Consider the following 16,422-nt stretch of genomic DNA (forward strand, 5'->3'; position numbering starts at 1 on the left):
GCCTGCAATGGAAACTCATGTGTATGCCAACGGGAACGAGGTGTGCTCCAAGGCGGCGGACGGCGTCTCCCGGTGCGCCTTTCCTGATCCCTGTTGGAGTCCCCCTCCCCCCAGTGCCGGTCCGCAGTTGATCCCCTATCCCAATACAGCACTGGCTTCCCAACTCCAGGAGGGCAGCTCCACGGTGTTCATTTGCGGTACGCCATTGGCGCTCAAGAACGTCAGCTTCCTGGCCAACAGCACGGGCAATGAACCCGCCACCATGGCCTTTGCCAAAGGCCGGCAGACCGGCGTCATCAAGGGCAAGGCCTATTTCACGGAGTGGTCTGGCAACGTCAAGGTGGAGGGGCTGAATGTCTGTCGGCACACCGACCCCATGACGCACAACCATCGGTGATCCTGTCATGGCAAGAGCAGCAAATGTGAAGCCCCGCAAGCGTGTGGGTGACAAGGGAGCGGGCAGCAAGCCGCGCAAGGGCGCGCCGTCGGTTGGAAACACGGCGACCTTCCCCTATCTCGATTCCAAGGCCGTCAAGAAGTACTGCGGCAAGGAGAAAGAGCGCATCGAAGAGGCCTGCAAACCGGAGGATGACAATGCCAAGGCCCAGCGCCATGCCAAGCGCTCGGGCCCCTTGAGCAAGCTGAAGCTGCCCAAGCATACGGGTACCGGCAGCGGGGGCACCGCTTGGCTGGGCGACCATTGCGACTTCCTGATGTTCAAGCCCGGAAGTGCTGACGATCTCTTCAAGGAGATGAGCGAGTTGCCGGCCAAGGCAGCCGAGCAACTGGGCATGAAGGCGCTGGAGGCCGTGGAGCAAAAGGCCATTGACGCGCTGGAACGGGCCGTCAAGAAGAAGCTGGCCAAGATGGCGCTCAAGCAGGGCTTCATCCGGGTGGCTTCATTCCTGGGCGGACCGGTCGTCGGGATCGCCGTGAACGTGGCGATGACGGCGGATGCAGCCCGCGACCTGGCGAATGCCATCCACGAGTTTCCCGAGCTCAAGAAGGAGATCGAGAACGCTCGCCGAGCCATCGATACGGCGACTCAGAAGGTCAAGGAGATGGAGTCGCTGCTGGATCGCTACAAGGATCCGAAGACCGGCGCACTCAAGCGCGACGAGTTGGTGTCCGATGCGATGGAAGGTGCCGCGCGCACCAATGACTGCATTACTGCGCGGCGCTGCCAACTGGTGCCCTACAACCAAACGGGCAGTGCCGCTGCATTGAAAGGCAAGGGCTGCTGTCCGGGGCAGACGGGTCACCATCTGCTGCCAGAGGCGATGTTTGACCATTGCAAGAACTACAACGGTTCGCAGCACGCCAATGCGCCAACAATGTGCGTGGAGGGCGCTAACAACAGCTTGGGGTCACACGGGAAGGCGCACAAGTCGCTGCTGAACGTGCTCGACGACAAGCACAGGACGGTGCCCTTCGGGGGCAACATGAAGAAAAGCAGCGCCATTGACGCAGGGGTTGAATCAGTGAGAAAGACTTTTCCGGAATCCAGGTGCAGCGAGGCCTGCCTCAAGGCCCAGCTCAAGGATTTCTACGACAAACTGAATTGCAGGCCCAAGAAGGAATCCGGGATTGCAGGGAATCCAGTTGACAGCGCGGGAGACAGGATATGAGCACTATCTACAAATTCGACGAGTCCTATCTGAAGCGTGCCTTCGACAATCGCTGGGTTTTCGATTGCGCTGTCATTGATCGGCATGCAGTCAGCTTCATCTTGTTCAGCCGAGTGGCGAAAGACGACGGCAATCGGGTGCTGTGCTCCGTTTCCTTTGGTGCCAACGCCAATCTGGAGGGGCGGAAGTACACGGGCTTCCTGTTCCCTTTGCTGGGGACTGCCCCCAACTTGGGCAAGACCTCCGTGATGCTGGGGCGAGTCAAGAGCGTGGCAGTGCACGGGGATGCCGGGGATGGCATGTGGCCGGACATTCCTCGATCAGACCAAGGCCCCTTGAGCTCTGGCCCCAAGAACCTCAGCACCATTGACGGACGCTTGTACGTTTGTGGCGGCTGGCGTCATGTCTGCTATTTGGATGATGATCAGACCTGGGTATCCATCCGTGCCAACCTGACGGACCCCCCTGCAGAAAAGGTGACGGACTATGGTTTTGACGCAATCGCCGGCTTCAATGCCAACGATATCTACGCTGTAGGCGGCGAAGGCGATGTCTGGCGGTACGACGGCAAGCTATGGCGCCAATGTGCCGTTCCCACCAATATGTTGATGGAATCGGTGTGCTGCGCCGGGGACGGAAACGTCTACGTGGGCCTGCAATCCGGCGGCCTGATGCGTGGGCGCGAGGACAGCTGGGAGGTCATCCATGAAGACCGCATGAGTGTGCCCTTCAAGGACATCGTCTGGTTCCAGGACAGGCTGTGGTGCACTTCCGAATACGGCCTGTGGACGCTGGATGCCAAGGGCCGGCTGGTGGATGCCGATGTGCCGCCCGAAGTCCGTGCTTGCGCCGGAAACCTGTCAGCGGCGGATGGCGTGATGTTGCTGGGGGGCCTCGGTGGCGCGGCAATCTGCGATGGCAAGGCCTGGCATCGGCTGTATTGAGTCGCCTGGATTCTGCGAATAGCCCGAAAGCTAGCCATGGAAAACGAACTTCTTGAAAAGGCGTTCCGCATTCATCAGCGCTTGTGCAATCTTGAAAAAGATGAATCGGCCAAGGGGGCGGGGGGCAAGCCACCACAGGCCAATTCAAATGTAGCTGGCCATGCGGCCGGTTTTATGGTTGCCGAAGATGGCTCCAGCTACGAGGAGCTTGGATTCCTCATTGACAGAGGAGCCAGCCCCCGTCTTGTGCATCTTGGCGATCTGACGGTTCAAGGGGACATTACCGGGAAGTGGCTGGCAAAGATTTCCCGGAGTTTGGGCTGCAAAAAGCCGGTACATGACCTGATCGTTGTCGGGAACTTGAAAGTCCTCGGGGATCTGATTGATGATGTCGGCCTGGGCCTTTCGGTGTCGGGTGATGTGGCATGCAACTTTCTGGATTCAGGGCGTGGTCACAAGGAAGTTCTTGGAAATTTGACGTCAATATTCGGAATCCTCGGTCGCGGGAACGATGGCATGCTCAAGGTCGGAGGCGTTGTGAATGCCCCGTACATTGTTGTCGATGACCAGCAGATGCCCCGCACTGCTCAATGTGAATATATCTATATTGAAGGTGCGGAAGGTTTCGAGGCGGAGTCCGTTGGAATCGGGCGCAGCACCGGAGCAAAGCATGGATGGGGATGGCACTACTACGACGATCCGCAAAGTTACCTGAAGCCCGAGGTCTTGTCCGAAGAAGACGGCTTTGATCCATATGGCTTCTTCGATCTGGTGAAGTCTGGTCTCAATCCCTTTCTGCCGCCCAGCCGATGAGCGCCGAGCCTCTCTCGACTCCTGTGATCGGTGCTCTGGTACAGCGCCACATCCAGGACGCCGCCTTCTACTGGCAGCAACTCGACAACGCACCCCACGAACCCGGCCTGCGCGCCGAGCGCCTTCAGCATTTCGCAAGGCTTCTGGCCGCGCACCTGGAGGGGCTGACGGTGGCTGGCGCCGCCGCCTGGCCGGACGCGCTGGCGGCCCTGCAGCGCTGGCGCAAGCCGGGCGAGGCCTATGTGGCCAGCCATGTGGCGCTGGGCTTGGATGAGAGGGAGGCGCTGGCCTCTGTGCTGACCCAGGTGGCGCGCCAGCCGGACCTGCTGCTACGTGGCCTCGTCAGTGGGCTGACGGCGGCCCCGGAGGCGGCGGTTCAGCGCTTCTGCGAGGCGGCCTGGCCGCTGATTGCCAGCGATGCCAAGCCCGACCAGGTGCAACTGGTCGCCGCGCTTCGATGCTGCGCCTTGCGCGGCATCGAGCTGCCGGCCCAGGTGCTGGCAGCCGCCCTGGCGCATCCGAACCCGGCGGTGCGTGCCGCTGCATGCCGCGCCAGCGGCGGCGCCCCTTCGCTGCTGCCCTTGTTGCAGGACAGCGACCTGTCTGTGCGCGCCGAGGCTGCCATTGCCTTGGGCCGCCACGCCGGCACCGCGGGCTCCGTGCTCATGCAGGCCGTAGCTGAGCAGTCGAAGATCAGCCAGCAGGCCACGGGCTGGAACCGCCTGCAGGCGCAGCGCCGCCTGGCCCGTTGGCTGCGGCAGCTGGCGTGGCTGGTGGACCCGGCGGAGCAGGGCGCCGAGCTGGCGTCGTTGATGGGGCAGCTGCCAATGCGGGAAGCCTTGCGCTTCGTGCTCTTCCTTGGCGCCCCGGCTCATCTGGGCTTTGTGCTGAAGGCGCTGGATGATGAGCAACAGGCCCGCTGGGCAGGCTTCGTCTGGCAGAGCCTTACGGGCGTGGACCTGGCCGAGCAGGGCCTGAGCGCAGCCGAGCCGCCCATTGACCTGGATGCCGGCCTGACGCGCGCCCGTCAGGATGGCGACCAGGGCCTGCCGCTGCCCGATGCCCAGGCCGTGCGCGCCCACCCCGTGAACGCCATGCTGGCCTTGCAGGCCGGGCACCGCGTGCTCCTGGGGCAAGACCTGACCCCGGAGCGCCTGGCGGCGCTGCTGCGCATCGAATCCAACCAGCCGCAGCTGCTGCGCGCTGTGGCGGCGCAGGCCTGGAATGCCCAGGCTCAACAGGCGCCATCGCTACAGACCGGCCATCGCATCCAGCTTCGGGCTGGCGCCATCGCATTGATGGCTCAGGACGAGGCGCTCGCAAGCCTCACATGACCATGCAAACCCAAGCCCTCGATCCCTGGACCGATGCCCAGGCCCTGGCCCTGCGCCTGGCGCACCCAGGCGCCGAGCTGCTGGTGGCGCTCGGCGCCGAATCCTGGTGCCAGAAGTGCGCAGCCCTGCGCCCGGCCTTCGAGGCGCTGTGCGCGCAGCAGGACCAGGCCGAGCTCACCTGGCTGTGGCTGGACCTCGAAGACCACGCCGAATTCCTGGGCGACTTCGTCCCAGAAGACCTGCCCCTGCTGCTGCGCTGGCGCCAGGGGCAGCTGCAGCAGGTGGCGGTGCTGGAGGCCATCGATCCGGCGCCTGCGCCCGGCGCCGTGCCGGAGCGGCTGAGGGAGTTGCCCATCAGCGCGGAACTGCCGGATCTGTGGGCGGCGTTCAGTGCGAGGAACTGGGCGGCTTGAGGGCTGCGACGAGACGGCGGTCGTTCCCCCCGATCGCAGCCACACCCAGCTGCCCGACCCGCGTACGCTGTAGGGGCTGGTCTACGGCTCGGGGCTCCTGCACCAGATCAATATCGCGGTGGACGGCCGCCACGCGCTGATCAGCGATATCGAGCGCGATGCCCTGCCCTGCGAAGTGGGCCGCAGGCAGGGGCTGGCCAGCCTGTACGAGCATGACCCGCAGGGCCGGCTGCTCAAGCACCGGGCCTTGCGGATGGGGAACGCACAGCAGGTGGCGCTAGAGCGCAGCTACCAGTACGACGCGTCCGGCAGCCCGGCCTAGGCAACTTCGATGAATGGCGCCAGGAGTTTGGGGACATTCAGAACTCGATCAAGAAGATCGCTGACACCCTCAAGGACAACGTCATCGGGAAGCTGGAGCAAGAGGCTCTCGAGTACACCGGCAAGCAGCTTGCCAAGCTGGCAGTGCGCCGCGGGCTGACGGGCTGGATTCCCGTCGTGGGCTGGGTGATGACGGCGGTGGATGTGGCCGTGACGGCGCACGACGCCATCGGCAAGGTGCAGACCATCCGGGAAACCGTGGCGGATCTCAAGGGAACGGTGGAGCGTCTCAAGGAGGCTGCGGGCAAGATCTCGGGCACGCTGAACAAGTACAAGGATGAGCTCAAGGACTTCGGCAAGCTCAGCAAGGAGCAGCAAAAGAAGGTGGCGCGCGAGGTGATGGCGGATATCCAATCGGCCTATGCGGCTGCAGATCCCTGCCTGCGCGCGCGCAAGTGCATGCTCGTTCCGTTTGACAAGAAGACGGCGGCCAAATGGGCCGGCAAAGGCTGCTGCCCGGGACAGACGGGGCACCACCTGTTGCCAGATGCCATGTTCCGAGATGAGGCCAAGGGCGCAGAGGCAAAGAAGGCATGGGCGGCTGACCCGAAGAATCTGGATGACAAAGGGAAGCTCAAGAACTCAATGCCGCGGGACAAGCTGCCCAAGCGAGCTTGCTGGGATGGCTACAGCGAAGGTGGTTCTCCCACGATGTGCGTGGAGGGGAACAACCAGCATGAAGGGTCGCATGGGGTTTTGCATGGATTGACCAAGGTCGAGCTGCGCAAATCAGGTCATGCTGGAACGGCATCCATGCCTTACACCAAGGCGCGGGATCTTGTGCTGGATGAAGTGAGCCGTGTATATGGCTGCGACAAGGAATGCCTGCAGGCGCAGCTGGACAGCTATTACTGCGGCAAGGCCGCCAGCAATGGGCCGGGGTGCCTTGACTGCAAGCATGCAACGGTAAGGCCGCATGATGGGACAGGGGAACAACCTGAGAGCCAAGGCGGTGCGGAAGATTGATATGGAGAACATGATGGTGTTTGATAAATCAGCTTGGAAGAAGTACATGGATGGCTTCTTCGTTCGTGATTGCACCTTTGGATTCGAGGATGGTCGGCTTGGATTCCTCATTTACGAAGAGGTTGAGGCGGATGCCCATCTTGAACATGGGTGGCAAATGCGCTTGCTTGCGGTCAAGCTGACTAATCCGATAGACACGCGCTTCTTCTATATAACGACCAATTCCATAGGTGTGGGTGGGATGATTGCGTCAGCTTGGCAACCTAAGCAGCCAGAATTTGTTGTCGCCGGTATCGGAAGAGAGATCTATTCCTACAAGCCGAAGGAGTACAAAGGGCGAGAGCTAGAGATCCCGTTCGATGGAAAGGGATACGGCTACCAAGACGTCGGTGAAGTCGGCTGCGCGATTTCGAAGACCGTGCGCGTAGGTCACACTGTTTTCGCCGTCGGCGCCCCGATGCGCGTCTTCGAGCGCACGGCAGGCCAGCAATGGGTGACCCATGAAGAGATCCCCATTCCGGCCGGCCTCAAGCTGGGCCGCAGCGACGAGGAGATCCGCGCTGCGCTGAGCGACGCGAACCTCAACGACCTGGCCGGCCTGAACGAGCAGGAGATGTACGCCGTGGGCCACGCCGGCACCCTCTGGCAACGCACCCAAGACAAGTGGCGCCAGCGCGCCTTCCCCACCAACCTCGATCTCTTCACCGTGGCCGTGGCGCCTGACGGCACGGCCTACATCACTGACCGGCGCTGCTCGGTGTGGAAGGGCCAGGAGGAGCGCTGGGAGCGCATCGTGCAGGCGGACAGCACGCTGCCCTACCAGGACTCGGCCTGGTTCGCGGGGAGGCTGTGGTGCACCAATGACAGCGCCGGCCCCTTCGTGCTGGAGGGCAAGAAGATGGTGCCCGCGCACCAGGCCAAGAAGGACCCGATGCCGGCGCAGGTGGCGTGCTTTGCGCACCGCATTGATGTCTCGCCGGACGGCAAGACGATGCTGGTGGCGGGGCGCCATGGTGCGGCCACCTATGACGGCAAGACCTGGACCGTGCTGTTCGACGGCATGCCGGATGACTGAGTTGGTCGACGTGGCGGAAGCCGCAGGTCTGGCCGCCGGGCCTGATCTTGATCCGCCCTGGCGCATCCGAACCCAGTAGTGCGTGCCGCTGCCTGCCGCGCCAGCGGCGGCGCCCCTTCGCTGCTGCTCTTGTTGCAGGACAGCGCCTGTCTGTGCGCGCCGAGGCTGCCATTGCCTTGGGCCGCCACGCCGACACCGTGGGCTCCTTGCTCATGCAGGCCGCGGCTGAGCAGTCGCAGATCAGTCAGCAGGCCACGGGCTAGCAGAAGCCTTTGCCAGTGAGCAGAAGGCCCTGCAGTCCATCGAGGAAGCCTGCCGGCCTTTCGCTTCGCCGCCCTGGCCGCGCTCATGGTCGCGGTGAAGGAATGCGCAGCCATGCGTCAAGGCGATGGCCACGAACGCACCGAGCCTGGCTGCCGATTCGCCGATGACAGCGCTAGCCTCGCCCCTTCGCCGGCCACAAACCATGCGGCCTCACCAGCATCGTGCCGACCATGGTCAGCGCGATGAGCAGGGGGCGCAGGACGCCCGCATCCAGGCGGCCCTCGCTCCAGGCCTGCAAGGGGCCGGCCACGTAGCGCAGGGCCTCGGGCAGGCCGGCCAGGACGACGGCGCCCAGCAGCACGCCGGGCAGGTGGCCCATGCCACCGAACACCACCATCGCGACGATGAAGATGGACTCCTGCAGCGTGAAGGACTCCGGCGAGATGAAGCCCTGGAAGCTGGAGAACATGGCACCAGCCACGCCGCCGAAGCCGGCGCCTACCGCAAAGGCCAGCAGCTTGAGCCGGCTCGTGGGCAGGCCCATGGCCTCGGCCGCGACCTCGTCCTCGCGGATGGCCATCCAGGCGCGGCCGATGCGCGAGCGCTGCAGCCGATGGCAGGCCAGCAGCGTGGCCAGGGTCAGGGCCAGGAAGAGGTAGGCGTGCTGCGTCACGGGCGCGATCTCGTGGCCGGCCAGCAGGAACGGCCGGCTGAGATCCAGGCCGAAGACCTGCAGCGGTCCGACCGGACCGATGCCGCGCGCGCCGTTGGTGATGTTGACGGGCTCGGCGCCCAGGTTGTTGATCAGCAGGCGCAGCACCTCGCCGAAGCCCAGGGTCACCACCGCCAGGTAGTCACCCCGCAGCCGCAGCGTGGGCGCGCCCAGCAGCAGACCCAGCAAGGCGGCCACGGCACCGGCCACGGGCACGGTGATCCACCAGGCCGTTGAGAAGCCACTGCCTGAGAGGGCGGCCGCCCAGGCGAAATGCTCGCTGAGCTGGGCGGAGTTCAGAAGCGCGCACAGATAGGCCCCCATCGCATAGAAGGCCACATAGCCCAGGTCCAGCAGCCCGGCATAGCCCACGACCACATTCATGCCCAGGGCCAGCATCACGTAGAGCAGGCAGAGATCCAGGCTGCGCACCCAGTGGCTGCCGGCGGCCTGCAGCACCAGGGGGAGGGCCAGCAGGACGGCGGCAAGGCCCAGGCCGTGGGCCAGCGAGCGAGGCAAGGGCATTCAAGCCTCCAGGCCACGTGGACCGGCTGCCCAGGCAAGACCTGGCACCGGCTTGCGGCAGGAAGTGGTCGGGCCAGTGGCGCTGACGTGGGCGCTGCAGTACGGGCTGACGGCCTCACTGAATGCCTCATTGAATGCCGTACGGAATGCCGGATTGAACGACTCACGGAAGGCCAGGGCGCGGGGCGAGTCCCCGGCAGGGCGGGGGCAAGGGCAGGGCAGTGCTTTCATGGCAGGCGGGGGCTGGGAGTGTGAGCGAAGGGTAGACTTCTGCGCCATCGGCATCAATGCGCTGGCGCTCCGTTCCAGCCGGAACAAAACGCTGCAATCGGCCCCGCTGCGCCGGTGCTGCAATCGGAGGCTGGAACCGAGCCGAGGTCTGGAGTGCGATGGACAAGCTGAGTGGCCTGCTGGCCTTTGTTCGAACGGCCGAGCGGGGCAGCTTCGTGGCCGCGGGGCGGGACCTGGCGCTGTCGGCTTCCGCGGTGGGCAAGGCGGTGGCCAGGCTCGAGGAGGAGCTGGGCGTGCGCCTGATGCATCGCAGCACCCGCAGCGTGCAGCTGACCGAGGAAGGCCGGCAGTTCCACGAACGCTGCCGCCGCATCCTCGAAGACCTGGACGATGCCCGCGCCCAGCTGGGACGGGCCACGGCCGCACCGCGGGGCCGCCTGCGTGTCAGCGCGCCCATCGTGGGGCACCACTTCCTGATGCCCCTGGTGCCGGGCTTCCTGGCGGCCTGCCCCGAGGTGGAGCTGGACCTCGTCTTCACGGACCGCACGGTGGACCTGATCGAAGAGTCTGTCGACATCGCCATCCGCAGCGGCGCGCTGCCGGATTCACGACTCGTGTCCCGGCCGCTGAATGCGTTCCGGCTGCTGCTGTGCGCCTCGCCGGACTACCTGGCGCGCCGGCGGGCGCCGACAGACGTGACGGAGCTGGCATCGCACGTGGCGGTGCGCTTCCGGCACCCGAACACGGGCAAGCTGCTGGACTGGCCGCTGCCACCCGAAAGCCAGGAGGTGAACGCGCGCCTGCGCACGGCGCTGGCCTGCAACAACATCGAGGCCCTGAAGAGCGCGGCCCTGCGCGGCGTCGGCATTGCCTGCATGCCGGACTTCCTGGTGCGCGAGGAGCTGGCGGCGGGGCGCCTGTGCGAGGTCCTGCCGGGGCAGGTGAGCCTGTCCGGCCGCTTCAACGCGGTCTGGGTCTCCAGCAGGCAGCTATCTCCCAAGGTACGCGCCTTCGTGGACTGGCTTGCCGGGGGCGGGCGGTAGCTCGGCAGGGTCTGGGTGGGGCAAGGCCCGGGCCACCAACCGGCAGGAGGCCGGCAAGCCGCCGTCAGTCACTCGGTCGGTGGACGGCGCACCCCTGCAGCGCCAGTTGATGGCATCGTTGCCAGGGGGCGGCCTCGACTTGGCCGAGCCCGCGGCTTCACCCGGCACATGGCCTTGTCTGGCCTTGATGGGCGTGACTGCACGCCGCTGGATCTCCCCAGGTCCGTGGCCGCCAGGGTGTCGACGTCCCCGGCTCACGCGCCCCCCAGCAACGGAGAAGGCGGAGCCGGTCCGCCGGAAGTTGCTGGCCTCGGCGCCCAGCAGAGGGGCCTAGGGCTCGGGAAGGCGGGTGAGCGGGGTGCGCGTAAGGCGGGCTTACGGGACGACCACAACCTCCAGCGTGAGGATGGCGCTACCTTCCAGTGCGTCCTTGGCGGACACCGTGACGGTGTAGCGCCCCGCAGCCAGGCCGGCCACGGAGATTGGAATGGAGAAGGTCTCGCCGACGTCGGCCTGGGAATAGACCAGCAGGTCACCCAGCCGGACCTCGAGCCTGACCGCGCTGTGTGCCTGCTCGCGCTTCCCGCTGAGCGTAAAGCTGTTATGGACGGAGGCCCCCGTCACGGGCGAACTCAGGGAGATCATCGGATTCACCTGGGCCTCGACCTGCAGCGTGCGCTCGGCGCCGGCCTTGTCGCGTGCGTAGAGGTCCAGGGTCACCTTGCCACTGCCGGTCTGGGCCGCGCTCACCGGGAAGTAGTAGCTGGTGAAGGGGCCGGGGCATGCCGGGGACTCGCCACAGGCGTTCGGTGCGCTCAGCTCGCCCAGCACCGTGCCCTTGTAGGACAGCCGCACCTTGTCCACGCCATAGACCGACTGGGCTTCCACCACGATGGCGGTATTGCCGTAGTACCACACATACGGCTTGCTCAGCTTGATGCTGGGGGTCTTGACCTGGACCTGCCGCTCCACCTGGGCGGTGATGCCGCTGCCGTAATCCAGGCGGGCCTGGATCAGGTGCGGCCCGTCCGTCTGAAAGCCGGCGTCCCAGGCGATGAGCCCGGCGTCGTCCTGCTTGCCTTCGCCCAGCTGCCTGCTGTCGACGTACCAGGTCACCTTGTTGAAGGCCACCTTGCGGCTCAGGCGCAGCTGGACCGGGCCGCCCAGGGGCTCGGCCTGGTCCAGGGCGATGCTCAGGGCCGGGGCGGCCTGCACGTCCAAGGTCTTGGTCAGGCGGGATTCGCCGCCCTTGCCGTCGCTCACCCGGATGGCCACGCCGTAGCGGCCGGGGGCGTCGGGGATCAGGTAGCTCAGGCCCGGGGCACTGGTGCCCAGCTGCACCGTGCTGCCCGTCGGGCGCTCCGTGATCGACCACTCGAAGCTCAGCGGGTCGCTGTCGGGGTCGCTGCTGGTGCGGCCGTCCAGGAGGACGGGGTCGCCGGTGTAGAGGGGCGAGGCCACGTCGGCCATGCGCGCCACCGGCGCCGCATTGGCCGGCGGCGTGGTGCCGCCACCGCCGCCTCCGCAGGCAGTCAGCAGCAGAGACAGTGTCAGCAGCACGGGCGGGACGCCCAGGCGCTGGATTTCTTTTGACAACATTGTTGGATCTCCCTTGGATTCGCAGATGCCCCGAGTTCGCCGAGCCTGCTCGGGCGACATGCTAGGTCCCAGGAGCACTGGCCGGCAACGTCCCTCCGACGAGGGGGCGGCACCGTGCGCGGATTGTGCAGCGCCGCCTGGACAGCGCCTGTCGCAGCCCCCGGTGACGGTGACGCGCTGTGTGCGCAGGGCGACCTGTCTGGCCGGCTCGCGCCCTCTTTGCGGCAGGCAGTTGAAAGTCCTGATGACGAGATGTGAGCAAGCGTCACAAATGGCGCTTCGCTGGCCTGGCGCTCACTATCATCCGGGCCACAAAAAGATGACATGGTCCGGGGAGAATCAGCAGGTAGGCGGGCGCAACGATGGTCTGCCACCCGGGCGGCCTTGGCCCCTCAGCCTTTCCTGGATCGGTCACCGACCCCGTCGCCTCGCCCTCGTCTTGCGGCCGTGGCGGCCCCATTCCAGACGGTACGTCGTGATCACTGGCTCCACGCCCGCTGCCGCCCCGCCCTCGCTTTCGCTTTCGCTTCCATGAGAACCCCCTCCCTCGCACTCGCCCTTGCCCTGCTCCTGCCTCACGTGCTGATCGGCACTGCCCAGGCCCAGACGCTGCCGTCGGCCCTCGCCCAGATGCAGCAGCAGGCCGGCCCGCTGGACTATGCCCGCGACGTCCAGCCGCTGCTGGCTGCGCTCAACGGTCGCGAAAGCGAGCAGCAGCAATGGGAGGCGCTGAAGCTGCTGAGCGGCCTGCTGGACCGTGACGCGCGGCAGCCGGCGGACATCACCACCCCCCTGCGGCCTGCGCTGGGCGCGCAGATCCTGGCCTTCGCGCGCCAGGAGCGCTTCAGCGTGATGAAGCGCGACGCCGCCCTGATGCTGCTGCGCGAGATCCAGGCCGATCCCGCCACGCTGGCCGATGGCATCCAGCTGGCCGAGGCGGAGTCCGCCAAGGGGCGCCCGCATTTCGGCAACACGGCGCGCCTGCTGCGCCTGCATCAGGAGCGCCTGGGCGGGGCCGCCGCAGGCACCAGCGCAGGGCCAGCGCCGGCGCCAGCCCAGGCGGCGCAGCGCCCGGCCGCTTCGCCCGCGGCGGCGCCTGCGCAAGACTTCCACAGCCAGATGGTGGCCGCGCAGCGCGCCATGTCGGCGCTGGACTATCCGCGGGTGATGCAGCTGGTGCAGGGGCTCGAGGCAGACCTGAAGCGCCGCGATCCGGGCTTCTCCGAGAAGGAGGAATGGGCCTGGGTGCTGGACTTCAAGCGCTTCGCCCTCTACGAGACGGGCCGCATTCCGGAGGCCCTGGCGAGCTGCCGTCTGGCCGTGAAGCAGCTCGTCGGGTCGGCCGACTGGGCCTATCTGGAGAGCTACAACATCGTGCGGGCCACGCGCCGGGCCTGCCACAACATGCTGGCCCACGAGGGCATGGAGAAGGCCCGCTCGCTGGCCGCGCTGCAGGAGTCCATCGAGCACATCGACGCGGTCTTCGACATCGGCTCGCCCATCGAGGGCGAGGGCGTGCACGACGCCTTCTTCGAGACGCGGCTGCGCGTCTATCTCAAGGCCGCGGCCTGGGACCCCAAGCGCTACCGCGAACCCTTGCTCCAGGCCCTGAACGAGGCGGAGCATCGCGAGGTGGAACTGCCCGATGACTGGCCCGAGCTGGACGCTTTGCGCCGCTCGGCCGAGTACCAGCGCTACCGCAAGGCCCATCCCGCGGGGCAGGACTGAACGGCCACCGCAGGCCTTCCCGATTCCCGCGCTCGCCGATCCCCCGACTTTCCAAACCGCCCGACACCTCCCATGAAGCTCTCTGCCTTCCATCGCCGCACCTGCCTGACCGCCCTGGCCCTGGCCCTGCCCGCCGGTGCTGCCCTGGCCGCCCCTGCCGCTGACTGCGTGCTGCTGGCCCGCGACGAGGTCCGCGCGCAGCTGGGCGGGGCCTACACCTTGATGAGTCAGGATCCAGCCGGCATGTGCAGCTGGAGCAGCGGTGCCGCGGGCACGCTGATGCTCAACCTTCTGCGCCGGCCCGTGGCCGGGGAGGCCGCCCAGGTCTTCGACGCCCACATCGCCGCAGGCCGTGACAGCGGGCAGCAGCTCGTGGCTGTCCCGGCGTTGGGCCAGCGGGCCAGCTTCCTCGTTTCCCCCGCGGATGCGCCGATGCAGAGCCTCAGCCTGATCATCCAGGACCAGACGGACACGCTCACCCTCATGCTCTACGGTGCGGCCGGTAGCTCGGAAGACACCCGCCGGGCCCTGGCCAGCCTGGGCCAGCAGGCCCTGGCCCGGCGCGCCAAGGCGGACCAGAGCTTCGGCACGTGCGAGTGGTTCACGCCCGCGCAGGCCGCGGCTTTGATCGGCCCGAATCCGCAGATCCACCGCATGGGCGCCCAGCATTGCTCGGCCAGCGTCGGCAGCACCTCGGCCGCCCTGGTGGCCATGAGCAGCCCGGTGGCGTCCGTCGAGGTCCTGCGCAACATGAAGGCCGGGGCGGCGGACTCCTGCCAGCAGCTGGACCTCCCCGAGCTGGGCGAGGGCGCCTTTGCCCAGCACCACTGCGCGGCGCCGGGCCATCTGGCCCTGAGCGTGTATCTGCAGGTGGGATCGCGCCAGGTCAACTGGGTGCTGAACCCTGGCACACGCCCCGCCGGGGCCGAGGACCTCAAGGCCTTGCTGCCCGTGATCCAGTCCTCCCTCGCGCATGCCGAGCGCCTGAAGCCCTGAGCGGCGGCCGGCGGGCATGGCGTAGAGTGGCGGCCTCACTGCCGTCCTGCCATGAAGATCCTTTCGCTCAACACCGGTCGCGTCCACCCCCTGCTCGTCGAGGGCCAGTCCCATGTCAGCGGCATCCGCAAATCGCCGCGCGAGGGGCGGGTGGCGGTGGCGCCCCTGGGGCTGGAGGGCGACGAGCAGGCCGACCTTAGCGTGCACGGCGGCCTGAGCAAGGCCGTCTACGCCTATCCGCAGGAGCACTACGCCTTCTGGCAGACGGTGCGTGCCCAGGCCCGGGTCGCGGGCTGGAACGAGCCGCTGGCGCCTGGTGCGCTGGGCGAGAACCTCACCCTGCAGGGCCTGACCGAAAAGGATGTGTGGGTGGGCGACGTGCTGCGCTTCGCCGACTGCGACCTGGCCGTCAGCGAACCGCGCCAGCCCTGCTTCAAGTTCAATGCCGTGATGGGCTTCAACCAGGCCGCCAAGCTGATGAGCCAGAGCGGCTGGTGCGGCTTCTACCTGGCCGTGCTCAAGCCCGGCAGCCTGCAGGCCGGCGAGGACTTCGCACTGGTGCCGGGCCCGCGCGAGGTCAACATCGCCGAGCTGTTCCGCGCCAAGATGCGCCGGGCCTGAAGCGGCCCGGCCTGCCTGGCTCAGCGCGTGAGCCAGGCCTCGGAGCGGCTCAGGCCAGGGCCGGGTAATCGGTGTAGCCCTTCGCGCCGCCGCCATAGAAGGTGCTGCGGTCGGGCTGGGCCAGTTCCGCGTTCAGGCGCAGGCGGCGCACCAGGTCCGGGTTGCTGATGAAGTCCCGGCCGAAGGCGACCAGGTCGGCCTGCCCCTCGGCGACCACCTTCAGCGCCATCTCGCGGCTGTAGCCGTTGTTGACCATCCAGGCGCCCTTGAAGCGCTGGTGCAGGGCGGCGAAGTCGAAGGGGGCGATGTCTCGGGCGCCGCCCGTCATGCCCTCGATCACATGCAGGAAGGCCAGGTTCAGCGGCGCCAGCTGCTCGACGGCATGGTTGAAGAGAGCCTGGGCCTGGCTGTCCTGGCCGGCGTCGTTGACTGGCGTGACCGGGCTCAGGCGCAGGCCGGTGCGGCCGCCGCCGATGGCCTGGCTCACCGCGGTCATGACCTCCACGAGGAAGCGGGCGCGGTTCTCGATGGAGCCGCCATAGGCGTCCGTGCGGTCATTGATGCTGTCGCGCAGGAACTGGTCGATCAGATAGCCGTTGGCGCCATGCACCTCCACCGCATCGAAGCCGGCCTCCATGGCGCAGCGCGCCGCATGCGCGAATTGGGCCACCACGCCGGGGATCTCCTCGGTGCGCAGCGCGCGGGCCGGGGTCACGGGCTCCAGGCCGCGGGCGGTGAAGGTCTTGGCCTGGATGGGCCGGGCCGTGGAGGACACCGGCGCGCCGCCGCCGGGCTGGAAGTCCGCATGCGAGATCCGGCCCACATGCCACAGTTGCACGGCAATCTTGCCGCCTTCGGCATGCACGGCGTCGGTGACCTTCTTCCAGGCCTCGACCTGCTCGGGGCTGTGGATGCCCGGGGTGTCCAGATAGCCCTGGCCCTCAAGGCTGACCTGGGCGCCCTCGGTGATGATGAGGCCGGCATTGGCCCGCTGGCGGTAGTACTCGACGGCCAGCGGGCCGGGCTTTAGGCCCACGGAGCGGCTGCGCGTGAGCGGGGCCATGACGATGCGGTTGGCGAGCTCGAGGTCGCCGGCGCGGAGAGGGTCGAAGAGGTTGGGCATGGGACTTCTGGTGCGGCTGCAGGCCG

The 16,422-nt window shown here is 66.8% G+C and carries 16 protein-coding genes; 13 read left to right on the forward strand and 3 right to left on the reverse strand.

Features of this window, described 5'->3' with window-relative positions:
* Window positions 1–7: 7 nt before the first annotated feature.
* The 9 genes from ABDJ40_RS02020 (at window position 8) to ABDJ40_RS02060 (ending at window position 7,554) form a co-directional block, all read left to right on the forward strand.
* On the forward strand, window positions 8–397 hold the full coding sequence (locus ABDJ40_RS02020; RefSeq protein ID WP_183106363.1) for a DUF4150 domain-containing protein: 390 nt from the start codon (window positions 8–10) through the stop codon (window positions 395–397).
* Between the two features lie 25 nt (window positions 398–422).
* On the forward strand, window positions 423–1,628 hold the full coding sequence (locus ABDJ40_RS02025; RefSeq protein WP_347605451.1) for an HNH/endonuclease VII fold toxin-2 domain-containing protein: 1,206 nt from the start codon (window positions 423–425) through the stop codon (window positions 1,626–1,628).
* The gene (locus tag ABDJ40_RS02030; RefSeq protein ID WP_347605454.1) at window positions 1,625–2,572 is read left to right on the forward strand and encodes a beta propeller repeat protein; all 948 of its coding nucleotides are present in this window, start codon (window positions 1,625–1,627) and stop codon (window positions 2,570–2,572) included. Before ABDJ40_RS02025 ends, ABDJ40_RS02030 begins: the two co-directional genes overlap by 4 nt.
* Window positions 2,573–2,608: 36 nt before the next feature.
* A complete protein-coding gene (locus tag ABDJ40_RS02035; RefSeq protein ID WP_347605457.1) occupies window positions 2,609–3,385 on the forward strand; it encodes a hypothetical protein in 777 nt (258 codons plus the stop codon).
* Complete coding sequence (locus ABDJ40_RS02040) at window positions 3,382–4,719, forward strand: HEAT repeat domain-containing protein (protein ID WP_347605460.1); 1,338 nt, start codon at window positions 3,382–3,384, stop codon at window positions 4,717–4,719. The genes ABDJ40_RS02035 and ABDJ40_RS02040 overlap by 4 nt, the downstream gene beginning before the upstream one ends.
* Before the next feature lie 2 nt (window positions 4,720–4,721).
* Window positions 4,722–5,132, forward strand: a complete 411-nt coding sequence (locus ABDJ40_RS02045) for a thioredoxin domain-containing protein (RefSeq protein ID WP_347605462.1) — start codon at window positions 4,722–4,724, stop codon at window positions 5,130–5,132.
* Between the two features lie 118 nt (window positions 5,133–5,250).
* A complete protein-coding gene (locus tag ABDJ40_RS02050) occupies window positions 5,251–5,454 on the forward strand; it encodes a hypothetical protein (RefSeq protein ID WP_347605465.1) in 204 nt (67 codons plus the stop codon).
* Between the two features lie 176 nt (window positions 5,455–5,630).
* Complete coding sequence (locus tag ABDJ40_RS02055; RefSeq protein WP_347605468.1) at window positions 5,631–6,479, forward strand: HNH/endonuclease VII fold toxin-2 domain-containing protein; 849 nt, start codon at window positions 5,631–5,633, stop codon at window positions 6,477–6,479.
* 1 nt (window position 6,480) lies between these two features.
* A complete protein-coding gene (locus tag ABDJ40_RS02060) occupies window positions 6,481–7,554 on the forward strand; it encodes a hypothetical protein (RefSeq protein WP_347605471.1) in 1,074 nt (357 codons plus the stop codon).
* A 436-nt stretch (window positions 7,555–7,990) separates the two neighbouring features.
* On the opposite strand, the gene ABDJ40_RS02065 is transcribed toward ABDJ40_RS02060, so the two are convergent.
* Window positions 7,991–9,055, reverse strand: coding sequence for a branched-chain amino acid ABC transporter permease (locus ABDJ40_RS02065; RefSeq protein ID WP_347605474.1), 1,065 nt, complete (start codon window positions 9,053–9,055; stop codon window positions 7,991–7,993).
* Between the two features lie 389 nt (window positions 9,056–9,444).
* Here ABDJ40_RS02065 and ABDJ40_RS02070 point away from each other — a divergent pair, with 389 nt between their 5' ends.
* Window positions 9,445–10,329 carry a LysR family transcriptional regulator gene (locus ABDJ40_RS02070; protein ID WP_347605477.1) on the forward strand — a complete coding sequence of 295 codons (885 nt, stop codon included), beginning with the start codon at window positions 9,445–9,447 and terminating at the stop codon, window positions 10,327–10,329.
* Between the two features lie 375 nt (window positions 10,330–10,704).
* Here ABDJ40_RS02070 and ABDJ40_RS02075 read toward each other — a convergent pair whose 3' ends face one another.
* A complete protein-coding gene (locus tag ABDJ40_RS02075) occupies window positions 10,705–11,928 on the reverse strand; it encodes a PKD domain-containing protein (RefSeq protein ID WP_347605480.1) in 1,224 nt (407 codons plus the stop codon).
* A gap of 531 nt (window positions 11,929–12,459) precedes the next feature.
* Here ABDJ40_RS02075 and ABDJ40_RS02080 point away from each other — a divergent pair.
* From ABDJ40_RS02080 to ABDJ40_RS02090, 3 genes are all read left to right on the forward strand, one after another.
* Window positions 12,460–13,656, forward strand: a complete 1,197-nt coding sequence (locus ABDJ40_RS02080) for a hypothetical protein (protein ID WP_347605483.1) — start codon at window positions 12,460–12,462, stop codon at window positions 13,654–13,656.
* A 72-nt stretch (window positions 13,657–13,728) separates the two neighbouring features.
* Entirely contained in the window at window positions 13,729–14,652 is a 924-nt protein-coding gene (locus tag ABDJ40_RS02085) for a hypothetical protein (protein ID WP_347605486.1), read from the forward strand.
* Between the two features lie 51 nt (window positions 14,653–14,703).
* Complete coding sequence (locus tag ABDJ40_RS02090; RefSeq protein ID WP_347605489.1) at window positions 14,704–15,273, forward strand: MOSC domain-containing protein; 570 nt, start codon at window positions 14,704–14,706, stop codon at window positions 15,271–15,273.
* Between the two features lie 49 nt (window positions 15,274–15,322).
* On the opposite strand, the gene ABDJ40_RS02095 is transcribed toward ABDJ40_RS02090, so the two are convergent.
* Window positions 15,323–16,396, reverse strand: a complete 1,074-nt coding sequence (locus ABDJ40_RS02095) for an alkene reductase (RefSeq protein ID WP_347605492.1) — start codon at window positions 16,394–16,396, stop codon at window positions 15,323–15,325.
* Window positions 16,397–16,422 lie beyond the last annotated feature (26 nt).

It is taken from the genome of Roseateles flavus (assembly GCF_039872765.1).
GTDB classification, from domain to species: Bacteria; Pseudomonadota; Gammaproteobacteria; order Burkholderiales; family Burkholderiaceae_C; genus Roseateles_B; species Roseateles_B flavus.

Coding starts and splice junctions, on each gene's coding strand:
- ABDJ40_RS02020 (WP_183106363.1), top strand. CDS start 8: ATGGAAACTCATGTGTATGCCAACGGGAACGAGGTGTGCTCCAAGGCG.
- ABDJ40_RS02030 (WP_347605454.1), top strand. CDS start 1,625: ATGAGCACTATCTACAAATTCGACGAGTCCTATCTGAAGCGTGCCTTC.
- ABDJ40_RS02035 (WP_347605457.1), top strand. CDS start 2,609: ATGGAAAACGAACTTCTTGAAAAGGCGTTCCGCATTCATCAGCGCTTG.
- ABDJ40_RS02040 (WP_347605460.1), top strand. CDS start 3,382: ATGAGCGCCGAGCCTCTCTCGACTCCTGTGATCGGTGCTCTGGTACAG.
- ABDJ40_RS02045 (WP_347605462.1), top strand. CDS start 4,722: ATGCAAACCCAAGCCCTCGATCCCTGGACCGATGCCCAGGCCCTGGCC.
- ABDJ40_RS02060 (WP_347605471.1), top strand. CDS start 6,481: ATGGAGAACATGATGGTGTTTGATAAATCAGCTTGGAAGAAGTACATG.
- ABDJ40_RS02065 (WP_347605474.1), bottom strand. CDS start 9,055: ATGCCCTTGCCTCGCTCGCTGGCCCACGGCCTGGGCCTTGCCGCCGTC.
- ABDJ40_RS02070 (WP_347605477.1), top strand. CDS start 9,445: ATGGACAAGCTGAGTGGCCTGCTGGCCTTTGTTCGAACGGCCGAGCGG.
- ABDJ40_RS02075 (WP_347605480.1), bottom strand. CDS start 11,928: ATGTTGTCAAAAGAAATCCAGCGCCTGGGCGTCCCGCCCGTGCTGCTG.
- ABDJ40_RS02080 (WP_347605483.1), top strand. CDS start 12,460: ATGAGAACCCCCTCCCTCGCACTCGCCCTTGCCCTGCTCCTGCCTCAC.
- ABDJ40_RS02085 (WP_347605486.1), top strand. CDS start 13,729: ATGAAGCTCTCTGCCTTCCATCGCCGCACCTGCCTGACCGCCCTGGCC.
- ABDJ40_RS02090 (WP_347605489.1), top strand. CDS start 14,704: ATGAAGATCCTTTCGCTCAACACCGGTCGCGTCCACCCCCTGCTCGTC.
- ABDJ40_RS02095 (WP_347605492.1), bottom strand. CDS start 16,396: ATGCCCAACCTCTTCGACCCTCTCCGCGCCGGCGACCTCGAGCTCGCC.